At 61.0% G+C, this 16,874-nt stretch carries 16 protein-coding genes and 2 pseudogenes; 6 read left to right on the plus strand and 12 right to left on the minus strand.

Going from position 1 to position 16,874, the window contains the following annotated elements; all coding sequences use genetic code 11:
• Window positions 1-962 precede the first annotated feature (962 nt).
• The 9 genes from HQL56_03200 to fliJ form a co-directional block, all read right to left on the minus strand.
• A complete protein-coding gene (locus HQL56_03200; protein ID MBF0308525.1) occupies window positions 963-1,169 on the minus strand; it encodes a hypothetical protein in 207 nt (68 codons plus the stop codon).
• A gap of 16 nt (window positions 1,170-1,185) precedes the next feature.
• Window positions 1,186-2,019: a flagellin FliC gene (locus HQL56_03205; GenBank protein ID MBF0308526.1), complete on the minus strand. Its 834-nt coding sequence runs from the start codon at window positions 2,017-2,019 to the stop codon at window positions 1,186-1,188.
• A 283-nt stretch (window positions 2,020-2,302) separates the two neighbouring features.
• Entirely contained in the window at window positions 2,303-3,130 is an 828-nt protein-coding gene (locus HQL56_03210; protein ID MBF0308527.1) for a flagellin FliC, read from the minus strand.
• A gap of 629 nt (window positions 3,131-3,759) precedes the next feature.
• Complete coding sequence (locus tag HQL56_03215) at window positions 3,760-4,587, minus strand: flagellin FliC (protein ID MBF0308528.1); 828 nt, start codon at window positions 4,585-4,587, stop codon at window positions 3,760-3,762.
• Window positions 4,588-4,716: 129 nt separating this feature from the next.
• Entirely contained in the window at window positions 4,717-5,541 is an 825-nt protein-coding gene (locus HQL56_03220) for a flagellin FliC (GenBank protein ID MBF0308529.1), read from the minus strand.
• Between the two features lie 828 nt (window positions 5,542-6,369).
• Window positions 6,370-6,795, minus strand: a complete 426-nt coding sequence (locus tag HQL56_03225) for a hypothetical protein (protein ID MBF0308530.1) — start codon at window positions 6,793-6,795, stop codon at window positions 6,370-6,372.
• A gap of 347 nt (window positions 6,796-7,142) precedes the next feature.
• Window positions 7,143-7,970, minus strand: a complete 828-nt coding sequence (locus HQL56_03230) for a flagellin FliC (GenBank protein ID MBF0308531.1) — start codon at window positions 7,968-7,970, stop codon at window positions 7,143-7,145.
• A gap of 824 nt (window positions 7,971-8,794) precedes the next feature.
• The gene (locus tag HQL56_03235; protein ID MBF0308532.1) at window positions 8,795-9,316 is read right to left on the minus strand and encodes a hypothetical protein; all 522 of its coding nucleotides are present in this window, start codon (window positions 9,314-9,316) and stop codon (window positions 8,795-8,797) included.
• A complete protein-coding gene (gene fliJ / locus HQL56_03240) occupies window positions 9,313-9,756 on the minus strand; it encodes a flagellar export protein FliJ (GenBank protein MBF0308533.1) in 444 nt (147 codons plus the stop codon). The genes HQL56_03235 and fliJ overlap by 4 nt, the downstream gene beginning before the upstream one ends.
• A 182-nt stretch (window positions 9,757-9,938) precedes the next feature.
• On the opposite strand from fliJ, the gene HQL56_03245 reads away from it, so the two are divergent.
• The 5 genes and pseudogenes from HQL56_03245 to HQL56_03265 all read left to right on the plus strand — a co-directional run bounded on the left by HQL56_03245 (window position 9,939) and on the right by HQL56_03265 (window position 13,517).
• Window positions 9,939-11,318 carry a M48 family metalloprotease gene (locus tag HQL56_03245; GenBank protein ID MBF0308534.1) on the plus strand — a complete coding sequence of 460 codons (1,380 nt, stop codon included), beginning with the start codon at window positions 9,939-9,941 and terminating at the stop codon, window positions 11,316-11,318.
• 256 nt (window positions 11,319-11,574) lie between these two features.
• A pseudogene (locus tag HQL56_03250) lies at window positions 11,575-11,958 on the plus strand (type II toxin-antitoxin system RelE/ParE family toxin).
• A complete protein-coding gene (locus HQL56_03255) occupies window positions 11,942-12,244 on the plus strand; it encodes a DNA-binding transcriptional regulator (GenBank protein MBF0308535.1) in 303 nt (100 codons plus the stop codon). The pseudogene HQL56_03250 and the gene HQL56_03255 overlap by 17 nt, the downstream one beginning before the upstream one ends.
• A 25-nt stretch (window positions 12,245-12,269) precedes the next feature.
• A pseudogene (locus HQL56_03260) lies at window positions 12,270-12,734 on the plus strand (TIGR02391 family protein).
• 330 nt (window positions 12,735-13,064) lie between these two features.
• Window positions 13,065-13,517 (plus strand): hypothetical protein, encoded by a 453-nt coding sequence (locus HQL56_03265; GenBank protein MBF0308536.1) that lies wholly within the window; start codon window positions 13,065-13,067, stop codon window positions 13,515-13,517.
• Window positions 13,518-13,804: 287 nt separating this feature from the next.
• Here the strand turns inward: HQL56_03265 and HQL56_03270 are convergent, their stop codons facing one another.
• Window positions 13,805-15,469 (minus strand): hypothetical protein, encoded by a 1,665-nt coding sequence (locus HQL56_03270; GenBank protein MBF0308537.1) that lies wholly within the window; start codon window positions 15,467-15,469, stop codon window positions 13,805-13,807.
• A 22-nt stretch (window positions 15,470-15,491) separates the two neighbouring features.
• Here HQL56_03270 and HQL56_03275 point away from each other — a divergent pair, with 22 nt between their 5' ends.
• Complete coding sequence (locus HQL56_03275; GenBank protein MBF0308538.1) at window positions 15,492-16,025, plus strand: hypothetical protein; 534 nt, start codon at window positions 15,492-15,494, stop codon at window positions 16,023-16,025.
• Window positions 16,026-16,149: 124 nt separating this feature from the next.
• Here HQL56_03275 and HQL56_03280 read toward each other — a convergent pair whose 3' ends face one another.
• Entirely contained in the window at window positions 16,150-16,356 is a 207-nt protein-coding gene (locus tag HQL56_03280) for a hypothetical protein (protein ID MBF0308539.1), read from the minus strand.
• A 23-nt stretch (window positions 16,357-16,379) separates the two neighbouring features.
• Complete coding sequence (locus tag HQL56_03285) at window positions 16,380-16,760, minus strand: aspartate 1-decarboxylase (GenBank protein MBF0308540.1); 381 nt, start codon at window positions 16,758-16,760, stop codon at window positions 16,380-16,382.
• Window positions 16,761-16,874 lie beyond the last annotated feature (114 nt).

Here is a 16,874-nt window from a genome sequence, read left to right on the forward strand (position 1 = left end):
GCATGACGGCCCTGGCGTCCAGGCGGGCCGCTGCCACGTCTCGATCAGGCGCAACGTTGCCTTTTCAAGCCCTTCTCCGGGTCGCAATCCGGCCTGTTCGCTCCGTTTTTGCGGACAATCGACTCCCGTGGCCAACCCATCTCCGGGTCGCAACGCCGACCTCTCCTCCACGAGGCCGTCACGAGTCCCCGCCCCTCTGCAGGCGCACCTTCGCCGTGGCAAACCCATCCTTGGGCTGCAGATCCGGTCTCATCTCCGTACAGACCGTTTCACGATCCCGGCAACCTGACACGCGGCGTCAGGAATGTCCCGATCGGACAAAGCCTGTCAGGCCATTCCGAAGCGGACAGTCGTTGTCTCGGACGAATGTCAGGCCCTTTCCCGACCGTTTCCGTCCCATAGCCACTTTCCCTGTAGCGATAATCCTCCCTGATTGCTGGTTGTTAATTACTCAAACAATTCATCCCTGTTCAGCCCCCGATCCGGCCCGCCAGCCGACTCCACGAGCCCGAAAACAGGGAGTCCCGGACCGGGTTGCGCCAATTATACAGCAAAATTTTTGTTAATATTAATAGTTACAACATCCTCAAATATGTATTTTAAATCGATCACCCGACAGATCCGGGCAACACTCTCCTTGAACTAAAGAATCCAATCCTCTTGTTCATATCATTACCTTTATTATTTATAGACCAATCAATTATCCATCTTGAACAGTCTTTATCAAACGGGAGATGCGGGTGAGATTTCCGAAGTGTACATCCCTGTCCAGGATTTTCCACCTTCCGATCCCTCCGAAGGTGGGGGCACGCGACCCCTCCCGGAACACCGGGCAGTGCTTCCTTGCACCACCCGGCATCTCGCCACTCCGGTCATTCCACCCGCATCCGCGTTCCGTTTCAGGCCTCGGCTACCCCGATCCTTCCCTGGATCCGATCTGCCCCATCCGGCGATGGCCAGCCTCAATCGAAATGGCGTAAGCTCTCCTTCCGCCATCGCGTATCCGGTCTGCGCCGCGCCTTTTTTGGGCCGTCCTGGGCATCCTTGAACTCCTGAACCCGTTCGTAGGAGGCCATCGCATAACCTCCCAACATCCCTGCCGCTTCGAACAACATCTCCCGCAGAGATTTGCCCTTCCGGCGCTCCGTCCCTGAAGCGCCCTTATTCATGAGTCCCTTGAAAAACTCATCGAAAGCTGGACAGAAGACTCAGTGCCAGTTGCGGCTGTTGGTTGGCCTGAGCCAGGATCGCCGTTCCCGCCTGTTGCAGAATGGAATGCTTGGCCAGGTTGGCCGTCTCCTCCGCGACGTCCGCATCCATGATGGCGGAACGCGCTCCCGTGGTCCGCTCCGACATCACCGACAGATTGGCGATGATCGACTCGAAGCGGTTCTGCATGGCGCCGATGTTGGAACGGATATCGGCGACACTGTTCAGCGCGGCATCCACCAGGGTGATGGCCGAGTTCGCCTTGGCGAAGGTCGTGCCGCTGACCACCAGAAGATCCACCCCCAGGCCGCTGCGTCCGGCGGAACCCACCGTCACGGAGACATACTGGCCGGAGAATGCCCCCACCTGCATGTGCTTGCCGGTGACCGTGCCATCCAGCAGATTCATCTTGTTGAAGGTCGAATCGGCCTTGATGCGTTCGATTTCCGACAAAAGCTGGTTCACTTCCAATTGCAGGCTGTCGCGATCGGAGGTGGTGTAGCTTTCGTTCGACGCCTGCACCGCCAACTCCCGGATGCGTTGCAGGGCGTTGGTCGTCTCGTCCAAAGCCCCTTCCGCCACCTGCAACATCGAGATGGCGTCATTGGCGTTGCGCACCGACTGGTTGATACCCCGAACCTGAGCCGTCATCCGGGAACTGATGGACAAACCGGCCGCATCATCCTTGGCGGAGTTGACGCGCAACCCCGAGGTCAGCCTCTCGTAGGTGGTGCTGAGGCTGTTGGTGGTTTTGGCCAGATTGCGTTGCGCATTCAGCGCGGACATATTGGTGTTGATAACCATAGACATTTTTCAACCCTCCATTAACTTTCCTTTTGTGCTTTTGGAAACGCCATCCGTGGCTCGGAGGTGGGGCATTCATTTTACAGGGCAACCCCAGCCCTGGTTTACACCCGTCCGTGGGCACAAACAGTTTTCAACGTATTACATCCAGTACGAAAAAAGATGAACACCCTTTCGGAACGCCTCCTTTTGCGATACCAGACCCCATCCAAGCCGGGTCGAATCGATGTGGGATCCGGAAGGAGGCGGCGGTCTTTACATCCCCGACCGCCACCTTCCTAGCCCCGGATTACCGCCCGATCAGGCTCAAGGCCAGTTGCGGCTGCTGATTGGCCTGGGCCAGGATCGCCACACCCGCCTGCTGCAGGATCGAATGCTTGGCCAGATTGGCCGTTTCGTCCGCCACGTCCGCATCCATGATGGCCGAACGTGCGCCAACGGTCCGCTCGGACATCACCGACAGGTTGGCGATGATCGATTCGAAGCGGTTCTGCAGAGCGCCGATGTTGGAACGAATGTCGGCAACGCTGTTCAGCGCGGCATCCACCAGGGAGATGGACGACATCGCCTTGGAGAAGGTGGCGCCGCTGACCACCAGGGTATCCACACCCAGTGCGCTGCGTCCGGCGGAGGCCACGGTCACGGAGACATACATGCCCGAGAAGGCGCCCACCTGCATGTGCTTGCCGTTGATCGTGCCATCCAACAGGTTCATCTTGTTGAAGGTCGAATCGGTTTTGATGCGTTCGATCTCCGACAGAAGCTGGTTGACCTCCTGCTGGATGCTGTCGCGATCCGAGGTGGTATAGGTTTCGTTCGCGGCCTGCACCGCCAGTTCACGGATGCGCTGCAGGGCATTGGTGGTCTCATCCAGCGCCCCCTCCGCCACCTGCAACATGGAGATGGCGTCGTTGGAGTTGCGCACCGCCTGGTTGATACCCCGCACCTGAGCCGTCATCCGGGCGCTGATGGAAAGACCGGCGGCATCGTCCTTGGCGGAGTTGATGCGCAGACCCGAGGTCAGGCGCTGATAGGTGGTGCTGAGATTGTTGGTCGTCTTCGCCAGATTGCGCTGGGCGTTGAGGGCCGACATGTTTGTCACGACAGAGATAGACATTTTGCACTCTCCCTGAGCAAAACAGTACTTCGTCCTTGGAATGCCCTTTCCCTGGGCTTTTATGGGCCGATCATTTTACAGGGCCAACCCAACCCTGTTGTTTTTTTTCCAACCGGAAATCCGGGAAATCCTTTCCCGAAAAACCGCATCCGGCTGGTATATGTCCGATGTTCGTCACACCCGGACCACTGTGAAATGCCATCCTGCCGACACTGCTCTTCCGTGAGCCGTGGTCCGAAATCCGCCTCCCGAAGAGGATCCGCCCTGCGGACCGTCCCCTCCGTTTGCAACCGATTCGAGGACGTTGCACCTCAAATCGCGCTGACACACAACCGTTTCACGCTACGTTTTTCGAGGCCGGCTTCCCTGCCGGCGCGCTCTTCGGGCTTCCTGCCCGAACATCCCTGTCCCCTCTCGTCATCCGAAGCCTGCCGCGGTGTGATCGTGCAGCCCCCTCCATGCCCTCCGGAGTAGGACCTGTCGATTCAAGTCGCCATCGCAACCTCCTCTTGATCAAGCGCCTCACGGCGGGAAAATCCCATTCATCCCTGAGCGGTTCGCCTCCCTGCGGATATCGTCCACTCCGTAAACGATACCGTCGACTCATCCGATCCCTTCGTGCGCCGGAACTACCGCCCCAGCAACTGAAGGATCAACTGCGGCTGTTGATTGGCCTGGGCCAGAATCGACACGCCGGCTTGCTGCATGATGGCGTTTTTGGTCATGGTCGCCGTCTCTTCGGCGATGTCCGCGTCCTGAATGCGGGAACGGGCGCCGGAGGTGTTCTGGGAAACATTGCTCAAGTTGGCGATCACCGACTCGAAGCGCACCTGCATGGCGCCCAGGTTGGCCCGGATGTCGGAGACGCTGTTCAGCGCCCCATCCACCAGGGTGATGGCCGACATCGCCTTGGAGAAGGTCGTGCCGCTGACCACCAGGAGGTCCACCCCCAGGCCGCTGCGGCCCGCCGAGGCGATGGTCACCGAGATGTACTGGCCCGAAAAGGCACCCACCTGCATGTGACGCCCGGTCAGCGTACCGTCCAGCAGATTCATCTTGTTGAAGGTCGAGTCGTTTTTGATGCGCTCGATCTCCGACAGCAGCTGGTTGACCTCCATTTGCAGACTGTCGCGGTCCGTGGTGGTGTAGGTGTCGTTGGACGCCTGAACCGCCAGCTCCCGGATGCGTTGCAGGGCATTGGTGGTCTCGTCCAGGGCGCCTTCGGCCACCTGCAGCATGGAGATGGCGTCGTTGGCGTTGCGCACCGACTGGTTCAAACCCCGGATCTGGCTGGTCATGCGGGTGGTGATGGCCATGCCCGCCGCGTCGTCCTTGGCCGAGTTGATGCGCAGGCCGGAGGAGAGCCGCTGATAGCTGACGCCCAGGTTGTTCGTGGAACGCATCAGCTGGCGTTGGGCGTTGAGGGAACCGATATTGGTGTTGATGTAAAGAGCCATCGTTTGATCCTCCAGGGGCCGGATCCCGTCTCGGGATCCTGGCCAAATTCAATTCTCTTCCATGACCGGTAGTGGGTCGTTCATTTCAGGATCCGCCCAGACCCTTGTTCGTGTCTTGTTCCGGCGTCTTTATCCAAGCAACTTCAGGATCAACTGCGGTTGCTGATTGGCTTGTGCCAGAATCGACACACCGGCCTGCTGCAAAATCGTGTTCCGGGTCAGAAGCGCCGTCTCTTCCGCCACATCCGCATCCTGGATGCGGGAGCGGGATCCGGAGGTGTTCTGGGAGACGTTGCTCAAGTTGGCGATCACCGACTCGAAGCGCACCTGCAAGGCCCCCAGGCTGGCCCGGATATCGGAGACGCTGTTCAAGGCGCCATCCACCAGGGTGATGGCCGACATCGCCTTGGAGAAGGTCGTGCCGCTGATCACCAGGAGATCCACCCCCAGTCCGCTGCGTCCCGCCGAGGCGATGGTCACCGAGATGTACTGGCCCGAAAAGGCCCCCACCTGCATGTGACGCCCAACCAGGGTACCGTCCAACAGATTCATCTTGTTGAAGGTCGAGTCGGTTTTGATGCGCTCGATCTCCGACAGCAGCTGGTTGACCTCCTGCTGCAGACTGTCCCGGTCCGAGGTGGTGTAGGTGTCGTTCGACGCCTGGACCGCCAGTTCCCGAATGCGTTGCAAGGCATTGGTGGTTTCGTCCAGGGCGCCTTCGGCCACCTGCAGCATGGAGATGGCGTCGTTGGCGTTGCGCACCGACTGGTTCAAACCCCGAATCTGACTGGTCATGCGGGTGGTGATGGCCATGCCCGCCGCATCATCCTTGGCCGAGTTGATTCTCAGGCCGGATGACAACCGTTGATAGCTCACCCCCAGGCTGTTGGTAGACTGCATCAACTGCCGTTGAGCGTTGAGGGAGCTGACATTGGTATTGATGTACAAAGCCATTGTTCGATCCTCCATCGATCGGATCGCTTGATCCGATTAATTAACTTCTTCCTTGACTGGAGGTGAACCACTCGTTTCAAGGGTCTGGTTCCTACCCTGACGACACCCCTCCACCTTGGCGAAGGGCCGCATCGTCCGATCCATTGGTGCCTTCATGGCACCAGACTGCTCGTCTTACTTTGGTCTTCCTTAAAAAGACGCCGATTCAATCGGCTCGCGACACACTGTCGCCTTTTCGGAAATACCCTAAAAAATGGCGTTCATACCCCTTCCGTTCAGGACACGGCCCCTGTTTCACCGGCAGGGACTTCCGCATCACATCCGACGCAACACGCCTTCCTTTTAAAAAACCGATCCGCTCCTCCATGCCGCAACGCTTGCCTGTCCCATGGATGCTTGGCGCTGTCACGCTCCCCTTCCGTCAGACGGATTCCGGCCTTCTTGCCAAACGGGGAACTCCTCACCGGCATCGATCCGTCCACCAACCTCTGTCGCCCACACCCATCCGACATCCCGTCCGCTTCACCCTGTCCCGGACAAACCACTCCGATCCCTGCCCCGGCGGACCAACCCGAAAAACCTCTCGTCCTATGGGTGATACGGTCTCCTTTGGTTCGGCCAAGGGGATGTGGTTTTCCTTCCCAAGGCGGATTTCGGCCCTCATGCCCGGAAACCCATTCTTCACAACCCGTTGCCGACCGGCCCTGCCGAGACACCTGCCGCCGAACCCTCCCGACAAACTTCCGCACCCCTGCGAAAGAGCCGGACGCCGTCCACCTTGCAACCGTCGTCTTCTGACAGCGGACCCGGCGACCGGCGGTGCGCCGTTCATTCCAGCCACAACTCCCAGCTATCGCCCGTCAACGACCGGGTGATCCCACCAGGCCATCCCGCATCCAGCCGCGCCTCGCGGGGCGCAGGACGACACCACTTCTCATTTTGGGGGAGGTGAAGCGCACCCTCATGCCTCCGGGGCCACAGGAGGCCGCTCAACCCCTTGGGCCCCTCCGGGCAGCATGGTTCCGGAAGGCCGCTCTTCCTCCCGGCATGCGCCGGGCGCGCTCCACACCCCATCCCTGCACGCTCCCGTATCGCCATCGCTTCCGCAGCGGCAATACGCGCGTCATTCCTGGCCTCGAACTGGCGCATCTCCTGATTGGCCACAATCCGCACGGGGGCTGTCGGTTCGAAACACTCCCAATCGCCCGCCCGTCCCGTATCCGGCCAACAAGCCCCTTCAAGGATCGCGTTCACCGACACGACACCGTCATTTCCGGGTTCTCTCCTGCTACCTCGCCCCATCAGACGGTTGCCCATGACGATTCTCCCTTGCTCCCTTGATTCGGCCACGACCGCACCCTTGCAGCCGTCACACGCCCTTCGTCCGCCCAAATCAATAAAGTTATTCTATCTCAAAATATACTCAATTAATCGCTTGACCCGCAGTGGTCCCCTTGCCGGATCCGTTCCGCCGGGAAAACCCTTTCGGAAGCACCGGGTCCGGTTATTTTCCGCTTTCGTCACCGCCACGAGGCAAACCTCTCCTGTGGCGGTGACGAAAAGCTTTCATCCGCTGCCCGACCTGCTGTCAACTTCCGGGGTTATCGACCGCCGAGGAGTTGCAGGGCCAATTGGGGTTGCTGATTGGCTTGGGCCAGAACCGCCGTACCCGCCTGTTGCAGGATGGAGGCACGGGTCAGGGCCGCCGTTTCCTGGGCGATGTCCGCATCCACGATCCGGGAGCGGGCTGCCGAGGAGTTCTCCACCACGTTGCTCAAGTTGGCCACGATCGATTCGAAGCGGCTCTGGACGGCGCCCAGGTTAGCCCGAAGGTCGGAGACGCTGTTGAGCATGTTGTCCATGATGCGCATGGCCGAGTTGGCTCCGGTGACCGTACTGATGGTCACGGTGGAGAGGCCGACCATGGAGGTGAAGCCCGTGCCGCCGATCCCGAAGGAGATGATCTGGCCGGAAAACGCCCCGATCTGGAACTGCTTGTTTTGATATGTACCGTCCAGCAGGGATTGTTTGTTGAATTCCACCTGGGTGGAGATGCGGTCGATCTCCGCCAGGAGAGCCTGCACTTCTTTATCCAGGCTCAACCGGTCCGAGGTGTTGTAGGTCGAGTTGGCGGATTGCACGGCCAGCTCCCGAATCCGTTGCATGGCGTTGCTGGTCTCTTCCAGCGCCCCCTCGGCCACCTGGGCCAGAGAGATGCCGTCATTGGCATTGCGAATGGATTGGCTCAAGCCACGAATCTGGGCCGTCATCCGGTTGGAAATGGCGAGTCCTGCGGCGTCATCCCGCGCCGAGTTGATGCGCATCCCCGAGGAGAGTTTGGCGAACACCTTGCCAAGCTCCAGCGTGGACGAATTCAAATGCCGTTGGGCATTGAGAGAAGCAACGTTCGTATTCAAGAAGAGCGGCATTTTGAGACCTCCTAAGTAAATCCTGAAAAGCCGGATTTCCTTCCCTGGATGGAGGTGGGTTGGTCATTACGTTGCGGGTCAACCCTAACCCGCAGGCTTCATCGTAAGGCGTTTATCCCGTCCGTATCGCTTCTTCCAAGAGGCGGTTGACGAGACGTGCCGACAACGGGTGAGCGGCCCATGGCCTGCACGCTTTACGAATCGCATATATCTTAATTTATGGTTACATCCTCTTGCTGCTAATGTCTTTCATCTCTTAAGATCTTTCACTCTTTACTCTCTGTTCAATTTCCCGTTGTTACTCTTATCGGCTGCATCCTATTTTTTCGTTAGCGTTTTTTTCAACCTTATTTTGATCCGCCAGTGTGGGCTTGTTTTGTTTATCGTCCATTCGGGGTGGAAGCTTGAGAGTTTTTTTCGACTCTCTTTTCCGTCGCCCCCGTGGGCTTGTTTTGTTTATCGTCCGCCGGAGCCGCAAGCTTGAGAGCTTTTTTCAGGTTGTCGTCGCGGCGACGAATCAAACCATAACAGGGCGATACGAGCTTCGTTTCCCGGGGGATCGAAGGCGATTTCCCTGTCTGAAGCATCTTTTCGGCTGGAGAGGGGGAATACTTGAACGATAAATTGCGGGTATCTCGTTCAGGTATACGGGGGTCCGGGGGGGATTACCTTCAACGCTTCGACCCGCCGAAGGCCACGTCAACACCTTGGGGATCCGCCCCACCCCGGACCCCCGTATTTTTCAAAGGCAAGGACTACGGGAAATAAAAAGGGCCGGAAGGATCAACCTCCGGCCCCTTTGGGGTGAATCTCGGGAAAACGGACTACGGACGGCGACGCTTCTCCGCCATCGGCAAACCGATACTGTCCGCCAATTTGGCAGCTTTGTCCGCATCCATCTTGCCCAACACCTTGGAAGCGTTCTTCTCCCGCATGAGCTTCAACACCCGCACCGCCACCTCCGGCTGCAAACCCGACAACTGCTTGGCGGCCTGGGCCGCGTTCATGCCGGAATAGATCTTGGCCAGCCTGGCGATGTTGGCCTCATCCAGAGACTTCTCCTGGGAAAGATCCTTTTGAATGGAGGAGCGCAACGCCTCAAGAGCCGCCATGCGCTTGTCCAACTGCTCCGACAGCTTTTTCAACTCCTCTTCCCGCACATCCAGCCGCTTGGTCCGTTCATCCAGATCCAGCCGCCGCTTCTCCAGCGACTCCAGCAACTGAATGGGATCCCGCAGCGGATTCTCCGCCGTCGCCCCCGCCGCCACGGCATCCTGTATCAGCATCAACCCCGAAAAGATCGCCAGGGCTGTCCACATCACGCGCAGTCTCAACGCCGTACTCATCCCTCATACTCCATGTCCCGAAACTGATACCGCACCGTACCGGCCTCATCGATCGCCTTGAGCTGATTGCGCTTCTGCTCTTCGAACAAACGGGCATCATCTTTTTCCGCCAACTTTTCCACCTGCCGCAACTGGGTGCGCGCCTCCTGCCAGACCTGACGCGCCAGCTCCATCCCCTTGACCGACTCCTGCCGGTCCCGTTGCAAATGGAACTCCCGCACCCGCTGCCCCCGGTAGAAATCTTCGTAGCGATTTACCGGCAGACGGTCATTTTCCCGCACCGCCGTGACGGCTTCCTGGCGCACCTGCTCCGTCTCTTCCGCCAGCCGCTGCAGGCGGTTGTCCGCCTCGCGCAGCCGGGCCACGCTTTCGGAAAAGCGCAGTGCCGCCGCCTCTTCCCGCAGACGACGCAAACCGACCAGACGATCGAAACGACTCATGGACGCACCCTCATCCCCCCTGTACGACCCGCCCGGCCCCGGTGAACCGTCCGTGTGGCTTTTCCCCCGAAAAAAGCTCGCCAATTCCATGCCAATCGTACAAACTTGACCAAAATGGCCCGGAGATCTCTCCCCACTTCATCCTCCAGTCACCCCGCGAGGCTCCCTTGTCACGTTTCCGGATGGTTTTACTGATTGGACTGATCGGTTTCCTGCCGGTTTCCGCCCTTCACTCCGCCAAAGAGAATGCCGAAGCAATCCGCTTGGTCACCGATCCCGAAACGGGAACCCTGATGGAAGAGATCGGCAACCCCCTGCTGGAAGCCGCCGACCTTTCGCCGGAACGCATCCATTTTCACGTCATGGTCGATTCGGCCATGAACGCCTTCGCCCTGCCCAACGGTCACATCGTCTTTCACAGCGGGCTGATCCTGGCCGCCCAGGATGTGGACGAACTCTCGGCGGTCATGGCCCACGAAATCGCCCATCTCTCCTCGGGTCACCACATTCAGCTCGAAGGCGATGCCAAACGCCTGGGCCTGCAGGCCCTGATCGCCACGGCGGCGGGGCTGGTGGCCGGCATCGCCGCCAAGGACGGCAAGATCACGGAAGCCGCTCTGGTGGGCGGCGCCGCCGCCACCCGGAGCGGACTCATCGCCGCCATTCGGGACAAGGAGCGGCAGGCCGACAACATGGCGGTGCATCTCCTGTCCAAAGCGGGGCGTTCCCCGAAGGGGCTGGTGCGGTTTCTGGAACGCATCAGCCGGGAACAACGACTGATGAGCATGCCGCCCCCTTACCTGCTGACCCACCCCGTCGGTCCGGAACGCATCCAGGAGACCCGGGAACTGGTGGCGGAAGCCCCGGCACCGACCCGTCCCTTCTCCGCCACCTCTTTGCGACGACTGGGACGGGTGCAGGCCCGGCTGGAAGCCATCACCGCCACCAATCCCGCCCAGGCGGCGGATCAGTTCCGGCAACGGGCCGAACAGCATCCAAACGACCCCGGGGCCCGACAGGCGGCCCTCTTCGGCCTGGCGGCCTCGTTGCGCTATGCCGGACAGTTGCCGGAAGCCGAAGCCCTGCTCAACAAACTGCTGGAAGAGGATCCGAAAGATCCCTATCTGTTGCGGGATCGGGCGGTGCTGCGTCTGGAAAAGGGCAGCCTGTCGGCGGCGGAAGCCGATTTACGGCTGGCCCTGCAGACCTTGCCGGATCATCCCGATCTCAAATATCAACTGGCTTTCGTCCTCAATGAACGCAAGGAGAGCGAACAGGCGGTCAAGCTGTTGCGTCAGTTGACCAGCGCCCATCCCGAACTGGCGGAACCCTTCTATCTGCTGGGACTGGCGGAGGGCAATCGGGGACAGAAGGGCGCGGGGCATCTGGCCATGGGGCGCTACTACCGCATGCAACTGCGGGAGGATATGGCCAAATGGCACCTGAAAGAGGCGTTGAAGGAGTTCCCTCCCGGCGCAGCGGAACGGGAGATCGTGCGGCAGGAGCTGGACTATCTGGAGAAACAGTTGAAAGAGGGCAAGGGCAGCCTCTCCAGGCGGTGATCCAATCCGTTCGGGAATGCGGAGATCCGTAGAGGATTGTCCCCCCGGGGTCCGGGGTGAAGCCCCAGGACTTTTCCTCCAATCTTTTCAGGCTCGCCCAGCTCACGGCCATTCTTTTTGGTGGCCTTTTCCCGAAAAAGATGGCCAAAGAGCGAGCCCGCCGTGGCCGGCCTTGGGAGTTGATCATCCTGTTGATCGACCCTTGCGGGGGGAGATTGAAAGGTATACCCGTTTCGGGTATATTTTGGAGGTCAAGGTGACGTGCATCCTCAAGCGAAGGGACTTTGCGCGGTGGCAGGCGGGCTAAAAGCTGCCCGATGCCGTCCTGTGCAAGGCGGTTGTGGAGATGGAAAGCGGTTTGATCGACGCGGATTTGGGCGGCTTTCTCTACAAGAAGCGGGTTGCCCGCCCCGGCAGCGGCAAGAGCGGCGGCTACCGCACGCTGTTGTCAGCGCGGATCGGTAGCCGTTGCGTATTCCTGCATGGGTTTCCAAAGAGCGCCAAGGCAAACATCACGCAAGACGAGAAGAAGGCGCTGCAATTTGCCGGCAAGGTGTTTCTGGAACTGTCCGCCGAGGCTTTGTCGAGGGCGATGCAGTCGGGCGTGTTACTGGAGGTACACTGTGAGCAAGATCATTGAATCCCTTCGTAGCGACTTGGCTGCGCTCCACGACGCGGGAGCGATCGGCAAGGTGACGATGCGCGAGTTCGACACGATCTGCCCGCCGCCGGTGCGGGCTTTCAGTGCCGTCGACATCAAACGCCTGCGCGAAGCCTTGAAGTTCAGCCAACCGGTATTTGCTCTTCATCTGCACACCTCGGCCTCGACCGTGCGCAAGTGGGAGCAAGGTGAAACCCATCCCACGGGGCCGGCGCTGAAACTGCTCAACGTCATCGCCGACAAGGGCTTGCAGGCCATCATCTGATGCCTGACGAGGGAAATAGGCATTGGTGACGCGAATTGAACCTTTCAGTTCACAACATCTTGAAGCCGTGTGCCGCGTGCTCGCCGATACCAACCGAGGTCTGAGCGGCACGCAGATCGAGCGACTGCTGCAAGAAATCAAGGGTACCGACACATCGCCCGGCATGACCAAGTGGAAGCGATTGTTCAATGCGTTAGCCGAAGCCCGGAACAAGCACAAAGTTGGCAACCATCTTATCATGTTCATCAATCGTGCGATGAACCCGGTGAACTACGCCAGCGATCCTGCGACGTTCGCCTGGCGGCGCGACGAACTCAATGTCGTCCTTGCCTTCTCCGGTTTCTACGTGCGCGAAGATGGCCAGGTTGGATACGCCGACAAGGCTAGGACGCTTGATGCGGCGCGCGCCCGTGCGGGACGACTCAAGGCCAATCTGGAAAGCCGCGCCGTCCATGCGGAAGTGTTGAACTACTGCCGCGCCGAGTTAGTGGCCAAGCCAATGGTGCTGGGTGGCATTGAAATCGAACTCGGACATGCCTTCGATGGACACAAGGCGCTGATCGGGAAGTCGCTCGGATTTCCGCTCATTTCCATCGACATCACCGAGATGACGCTGGACGAAATCACGCCCGAGTGGGCGCAGCAGGTACTGACCGCGACCACTCGAAACCACGAGCAAGGGCGTCGGCAGACCTACATCTATCTCCACGACCTGCTGTACCCCCTATACGCCCAATTGCCGGCGTTCCTTGACGACGATCAACGGCATCAGTTTCTTATATTTGCCGACGACAACACCCTGAAAAAAATAGAAGAATGGATGAACCGGCTTGCCGAGAAACTGGAGTACCAGAAGGGTACGGTGGCCGTTGCCCAGGTCAATGGCAAGAACGAGCAGTCGCGCAAGATGCTGAAAAACGCGGGAGAAGTCGTTGGCCCAGACTGGAGTAAATTCAACGACCAGAGATGTCTGCGGTTGACCCTACCACGCCCCAAAGGACCGGCTGATCTCCAGTCTCATCGCTTCCACATGACAATGGCGTACACCCTGCTGTCGCACACGGATGCGCTCGTTGGATACAAGTATCGCAACCGCGTGAACAATGATCACCCCGAAGAGGACGTGTGGGTGGCGCATCACTGGGATGCCGACATGAGGACTCATACACAGCACCGCGTATTACCGAAGCGGCTGGCCGAACCAATCAACAGGTTGATCGATACGATTTCGGACCTGTGTCGCAAACACACAGCAACCAGCCAAGAGACGTGACCACTTTGACGTCTTGGCCAGGGCTGGCAAATTGCCCACAAAGACTGACCACCGTCTGGCCCTCCATCGAGCGAATCGGTGAAGCTGATTCGCTCGATGGAGGTAATAAAATACCCGCCGGATCGTCTAACCTCCGGGAAGAAGCCCCCGGAGGTTAGACTCCCGTTTTTCTGGGCGGGTAAAAGCAATAGAAAAGAGGAAGAGTCAAAAGAAAAGTCCCAGGGCGCTGCCCTGGACCCGTCGGGGGGGGGGGATAATCCCCCCCGAACCCCCATATTTCCAGGAAGCTACCGCGCCACCGGAGCCGGCTGCTTGCCCGGCACCGCATTCGGTTTGACCGGCTCGGGCGCCGCCTTGGCCGGTTCCGCCGCCTTGGCCGGTTCCGCCGCCTTGGCCGGTTCCGCCGCCGCTTTGGCCGCCGGCTCAACCACCACCGGCTTGCGCAAACGCGCCGCCTCCTCGACAAAACCATTGGCCACCAACAACTGCGCCACCAGCTCCGTCACCTCCGCCGGCGCCGCCTCCCGGCCCGGCTGCCCATACAACACCTGCAGCCCCAGCGCCAAGGCGCCCGCCACATCCCCCTGCCTCTGTTTGAGCAGCGCACGATGGAATCCCAACGCCTGCCGGGCTTCCGCCTCCTCCCGTCCTTCCAGACGGGCCGCCAGCCTGGCCGCCTCCTCCATCCGCCCCGCCTTCGACAACAGACGCAACGCCTCTCCAACCGGAGCAACCCAGCGCGCCGGCTGACGCCCGTCCATGAAGCGGGCCGCCAGGGTGTCCACACCCACCTCGCCCGGCTTGCCGGTCACCGCCGCCAGAAAACGCACCGTATCGGCCTCTTCACCCGGCAGATTGCCCAACAGACGCAACGCCGCCTCCCCACGCCCCGCACGCAACAGGTACCGGCCGTAAAGGCCCCGCACCGGATCGGGCAACGGCGCTTCCAGCCCCAACCCCTCCGGCAGCAGCAGACCACCCTCGTCCAGCAGACCGGCCGGTCCGGCCACCCCCAGGGAGAGGAGATGACCCAGCGCCGCATCCCGCTCCACCGCCTGTCCCCAAACGGCCTTCACCGCTTCGATGGCCTGTCGGCGCTGCAACGCCGCCCGGAAGAGAACCCCCTCCTCCCCGCCATAAGCCGCGACCGCCTTGGGGTCCACAGGCGTTTTCATCCAGTTGAGAAAGAGGTCCGCATGCAGACGACGCGACCAGGAGGAATCCCCCTCCCGCAGCAGTCGTTCCCCCTGAATCACCGCATCGTTCCAACGCCCCACCCGAGACAGCAGACGGGCCAAATCGGGACGCACCACACTGCCCTGATCCGAACTTTCCCGGTTGGACAAACCCTTCAACACCCCGTCCAATGCCGAGGAGGCCCCCTTGACATCCCCCAAGGCCACCAGCAACTCGATCCGCGCCACGGCATAGGGCAGATCGACACGGGGGCGGCCCGGTTCCTGGGCGTAGAGATCCAACTGCAACTCCGCCTCCGCCAGGGATCCACTGCGCAAGGTACACACTCCGACGCCCAACTGGGCGGCAAGGCGCTCCTCCGCGCTGCTCCCCGGCAAGGACATGAACTCGACGTAAAGCCGGCGAGCCTCGTCCAACCGTCCCAGTCGCAGCATGGACAGGGCCCACAGCCGCTGCAGACGCGGATTGGCCGCCATCAACGCCTCGGGAGTGCGATTGAGCAGTTCCGCCGCTTCGGCGTAGCGGTGCAGACGCACCATGGCCTCCGCCTTGATCGGATACCAGGCGACGGCCTGCTCCCGCCCCCCGTGGGCCAGGGACTGTTCGGCAACCAGCAACGCCACCCGAGCCTGCTGGGAGGCCAACAGACGCCATCCCATCTCCACCCCCGGAGCCGCCTCCGCCCGGCCAGCCGAAACAGGCGGCGGCGTCTCGTTGAGAGACTCCTCCTCCACAACCCGCTGCGATCCCAGCAAACATCCCCCGGCGGGAGCCGGCTTGCCGCCCGCCGCCTCGCAAGCCTTGGCGGCGGCGGAACGCCCCTCGGGAACCCCCTCGACAGCCGGTTGGGCCAGCGGGACGCCACCCGGCCTGAGCGCCGGAGAGGCGGAGGGAGAAGAGGCCGAAGAGCGCGTCGAGGGGGTGATGACCATCGACGGTGCGGGCCCCGACGGCGCGGACGTGGTGCGGGTCGCAGGCGACGCGGGGGCGATGACCATCGACGGTGCGGGCCCCGACGGCGCGGACGTGGAACGGGGCGCGGACGGCGCGGGCGTGATGACCATCGACGGTGCGGGCCCCGACGGCGCGGACGTGGAACGGGGCGCGGACGGCGCGGGCGTGATGACCATCGGAGATGACGGCGGGGCTGGAACCGGAGACGACGGCGAAGCGGCGACCGGAGGGGCAACGGCTCCGGGAACCGCTCGTTCGGCGGGAACGGTGCCGACAGTCGGCGCGTCCAGCAGATTCGGCATCACCGACGCCGGGGCCGGTTTGTCTCCCGGAGCCAGCGCGGCTCCGGGGACATAGCGAACCGGCGGTGAAGACGACGTGGATTTACCCGTGGCGGGAAACGGCTCCTCCTGGGCCGCAAGCGGTGACGCCAGCAGCAACAGGAGAGCCAGACCCGGAGAACCGATCAATGGATAGCGCATCACAGACCTGCCGGATAGAGACGCTCGTAGCGTTTTCCAGGTTCGGGGGACGAAACCTGCGGTTCCCGGTTACACCGGGATGTCGTCAGGCTGACCAAGCCCACGAGGACAACCAGCAATACCGCGACCCGTGGCCAGTGGACCACGGGTCTGCGCCGACTGCGTTCGCCGCGAAACTCGAAACGGGAAGGACGTTGCCGTCTCATGCCTCTCCTGAAGTGGGGGGCTGTCAGGCTGCCTGCACGGCAATGGATCCCGACATTTCCCGAATGCGATTGGCCCCGTCCAGATAGACCAGTCGGGGCACGAACTGGGCCGCTTCCGCATCGGACATCTGCGCGAAAGCGGCAATGATCATCTTTTCGCCCACCCGGGCCTTGTGGGCGGCGGCTCCGTTGACGGAGATCACGCCACTGCCGCGTTGCGCCCGAATGGCATAGGTGATCAGCCGTTCCCCACTGGTGACGTTCCAGAGGTGGATCTGCTCGAACTCCCGCAGCCCCGCCGCCTCCAGCAAATCCTCGTCGATGGCGCAGGAACCGTCATAGTCCAGGTGCACATCGGTTACCGTCACACCATGCAGCTTGCATTTTAGCAAAGACAGCTCCATCCGTCCAAACCTCCGTTGCAAAAGTCTCCGACGCAAAAAACGGCGTATCTGTTCAGGTACACGGGGGTTCGGGGGGGATTATCCCCCCCGACGGGTCCAGGGCAGCGCCCTGGG

Source organism: Magnetococcales bacterium (assembly GCA_015231925.1).
GTDB lineage: Bacteria > Pseudomonadota > Magnetococcia > Magnetococcales > JADGAQ01 > JADGAQ01.

Bases quoted from the DNA above. Each gene is read 5' to 3' on its own strand.
- HQL56_03200 (MBF0308525.1), bottom strand. From the start codon at position 1,169: ATGAATAAGGGCGCTTCAGGGACGGAGCGCCGGAAGGGCAAATCTCTG.
- HQL56_03205 (MBF0308526.1), bottom strand. From the start codon at position 2,019: ATGTCTATGGTTATCAACACCAATATGTCCGCGCTGAATGCGCAACGC.
- HQL56_03210 (MBF0308527.1), bottom strand. From the start codon at position 3,130: ATGTCTATCTCTGTCGTGACAAACATGTCGGCCCTCAACGCCCAGCGC.
- HQL56_03215 (MBF0308528.1), bottom strand. From the start codon at position 4,587: ATGGCTCTTTACATCAACACCAATATCGGTTCCCTCAACGCCCAACGC.
- HQL56_03220 (MBF0308529.1), bottom strand. From the start codon at position 5,541: ATGGCTTTGTACATCAATACCAATGTCAGCTCCCTCAACGCTCAACGG.
- HQL56_03230 (MBF0308531.1), bottom strand. From the start codon at position 7,970: ATGCCGCTCTTCTTGAATACGAACGTTGCTTCTCTCAATGCCCAACGG.
- HQL56_03235 (MBF0308532.1), bottom strand. From the start codon at position 9,316: ATGAGTACGGCGTTGAGACTGCGCGTGATGTGGACAGCCCTGGCGATC.
- fliJ (MBF0308533.1), bottom strand. From the start codon at position 9,756: ATGAGTCGTTTCGATCGTCTGGTCGGTTTGCGTCGTCTGCGGGAAGAG.
- HQL56_03245 (MBF0308534.1), top strand. From the start codon at position 9,939: ATGGTTTTACTGATTGGACTGATCGGTTTCCTGCCGGTTTCCGCCCTT.
- HQL56_03265 (MBF0308536.1), top strand. From the start codon at position 13,065: ATGAACCGGCTTGCCGAGAAACTGGAGTACCAGAAGGGTACGGTGGCC.
- HQL56_03280 (MBF0308539.1), bottom strand. From the start codon at position 16,356: ATGAGACGGCAACGTCCTTCCCGTTTCGAGTTTCGCGGCGAACGCAGT.
- HQL56_03285 (MBF0308540.1), bottom strand. From the start codon at position 16,760: ATGGAGCTGTCTTTGCTAAAATGCAAGCTGCATGGTGTGACGGTAACC.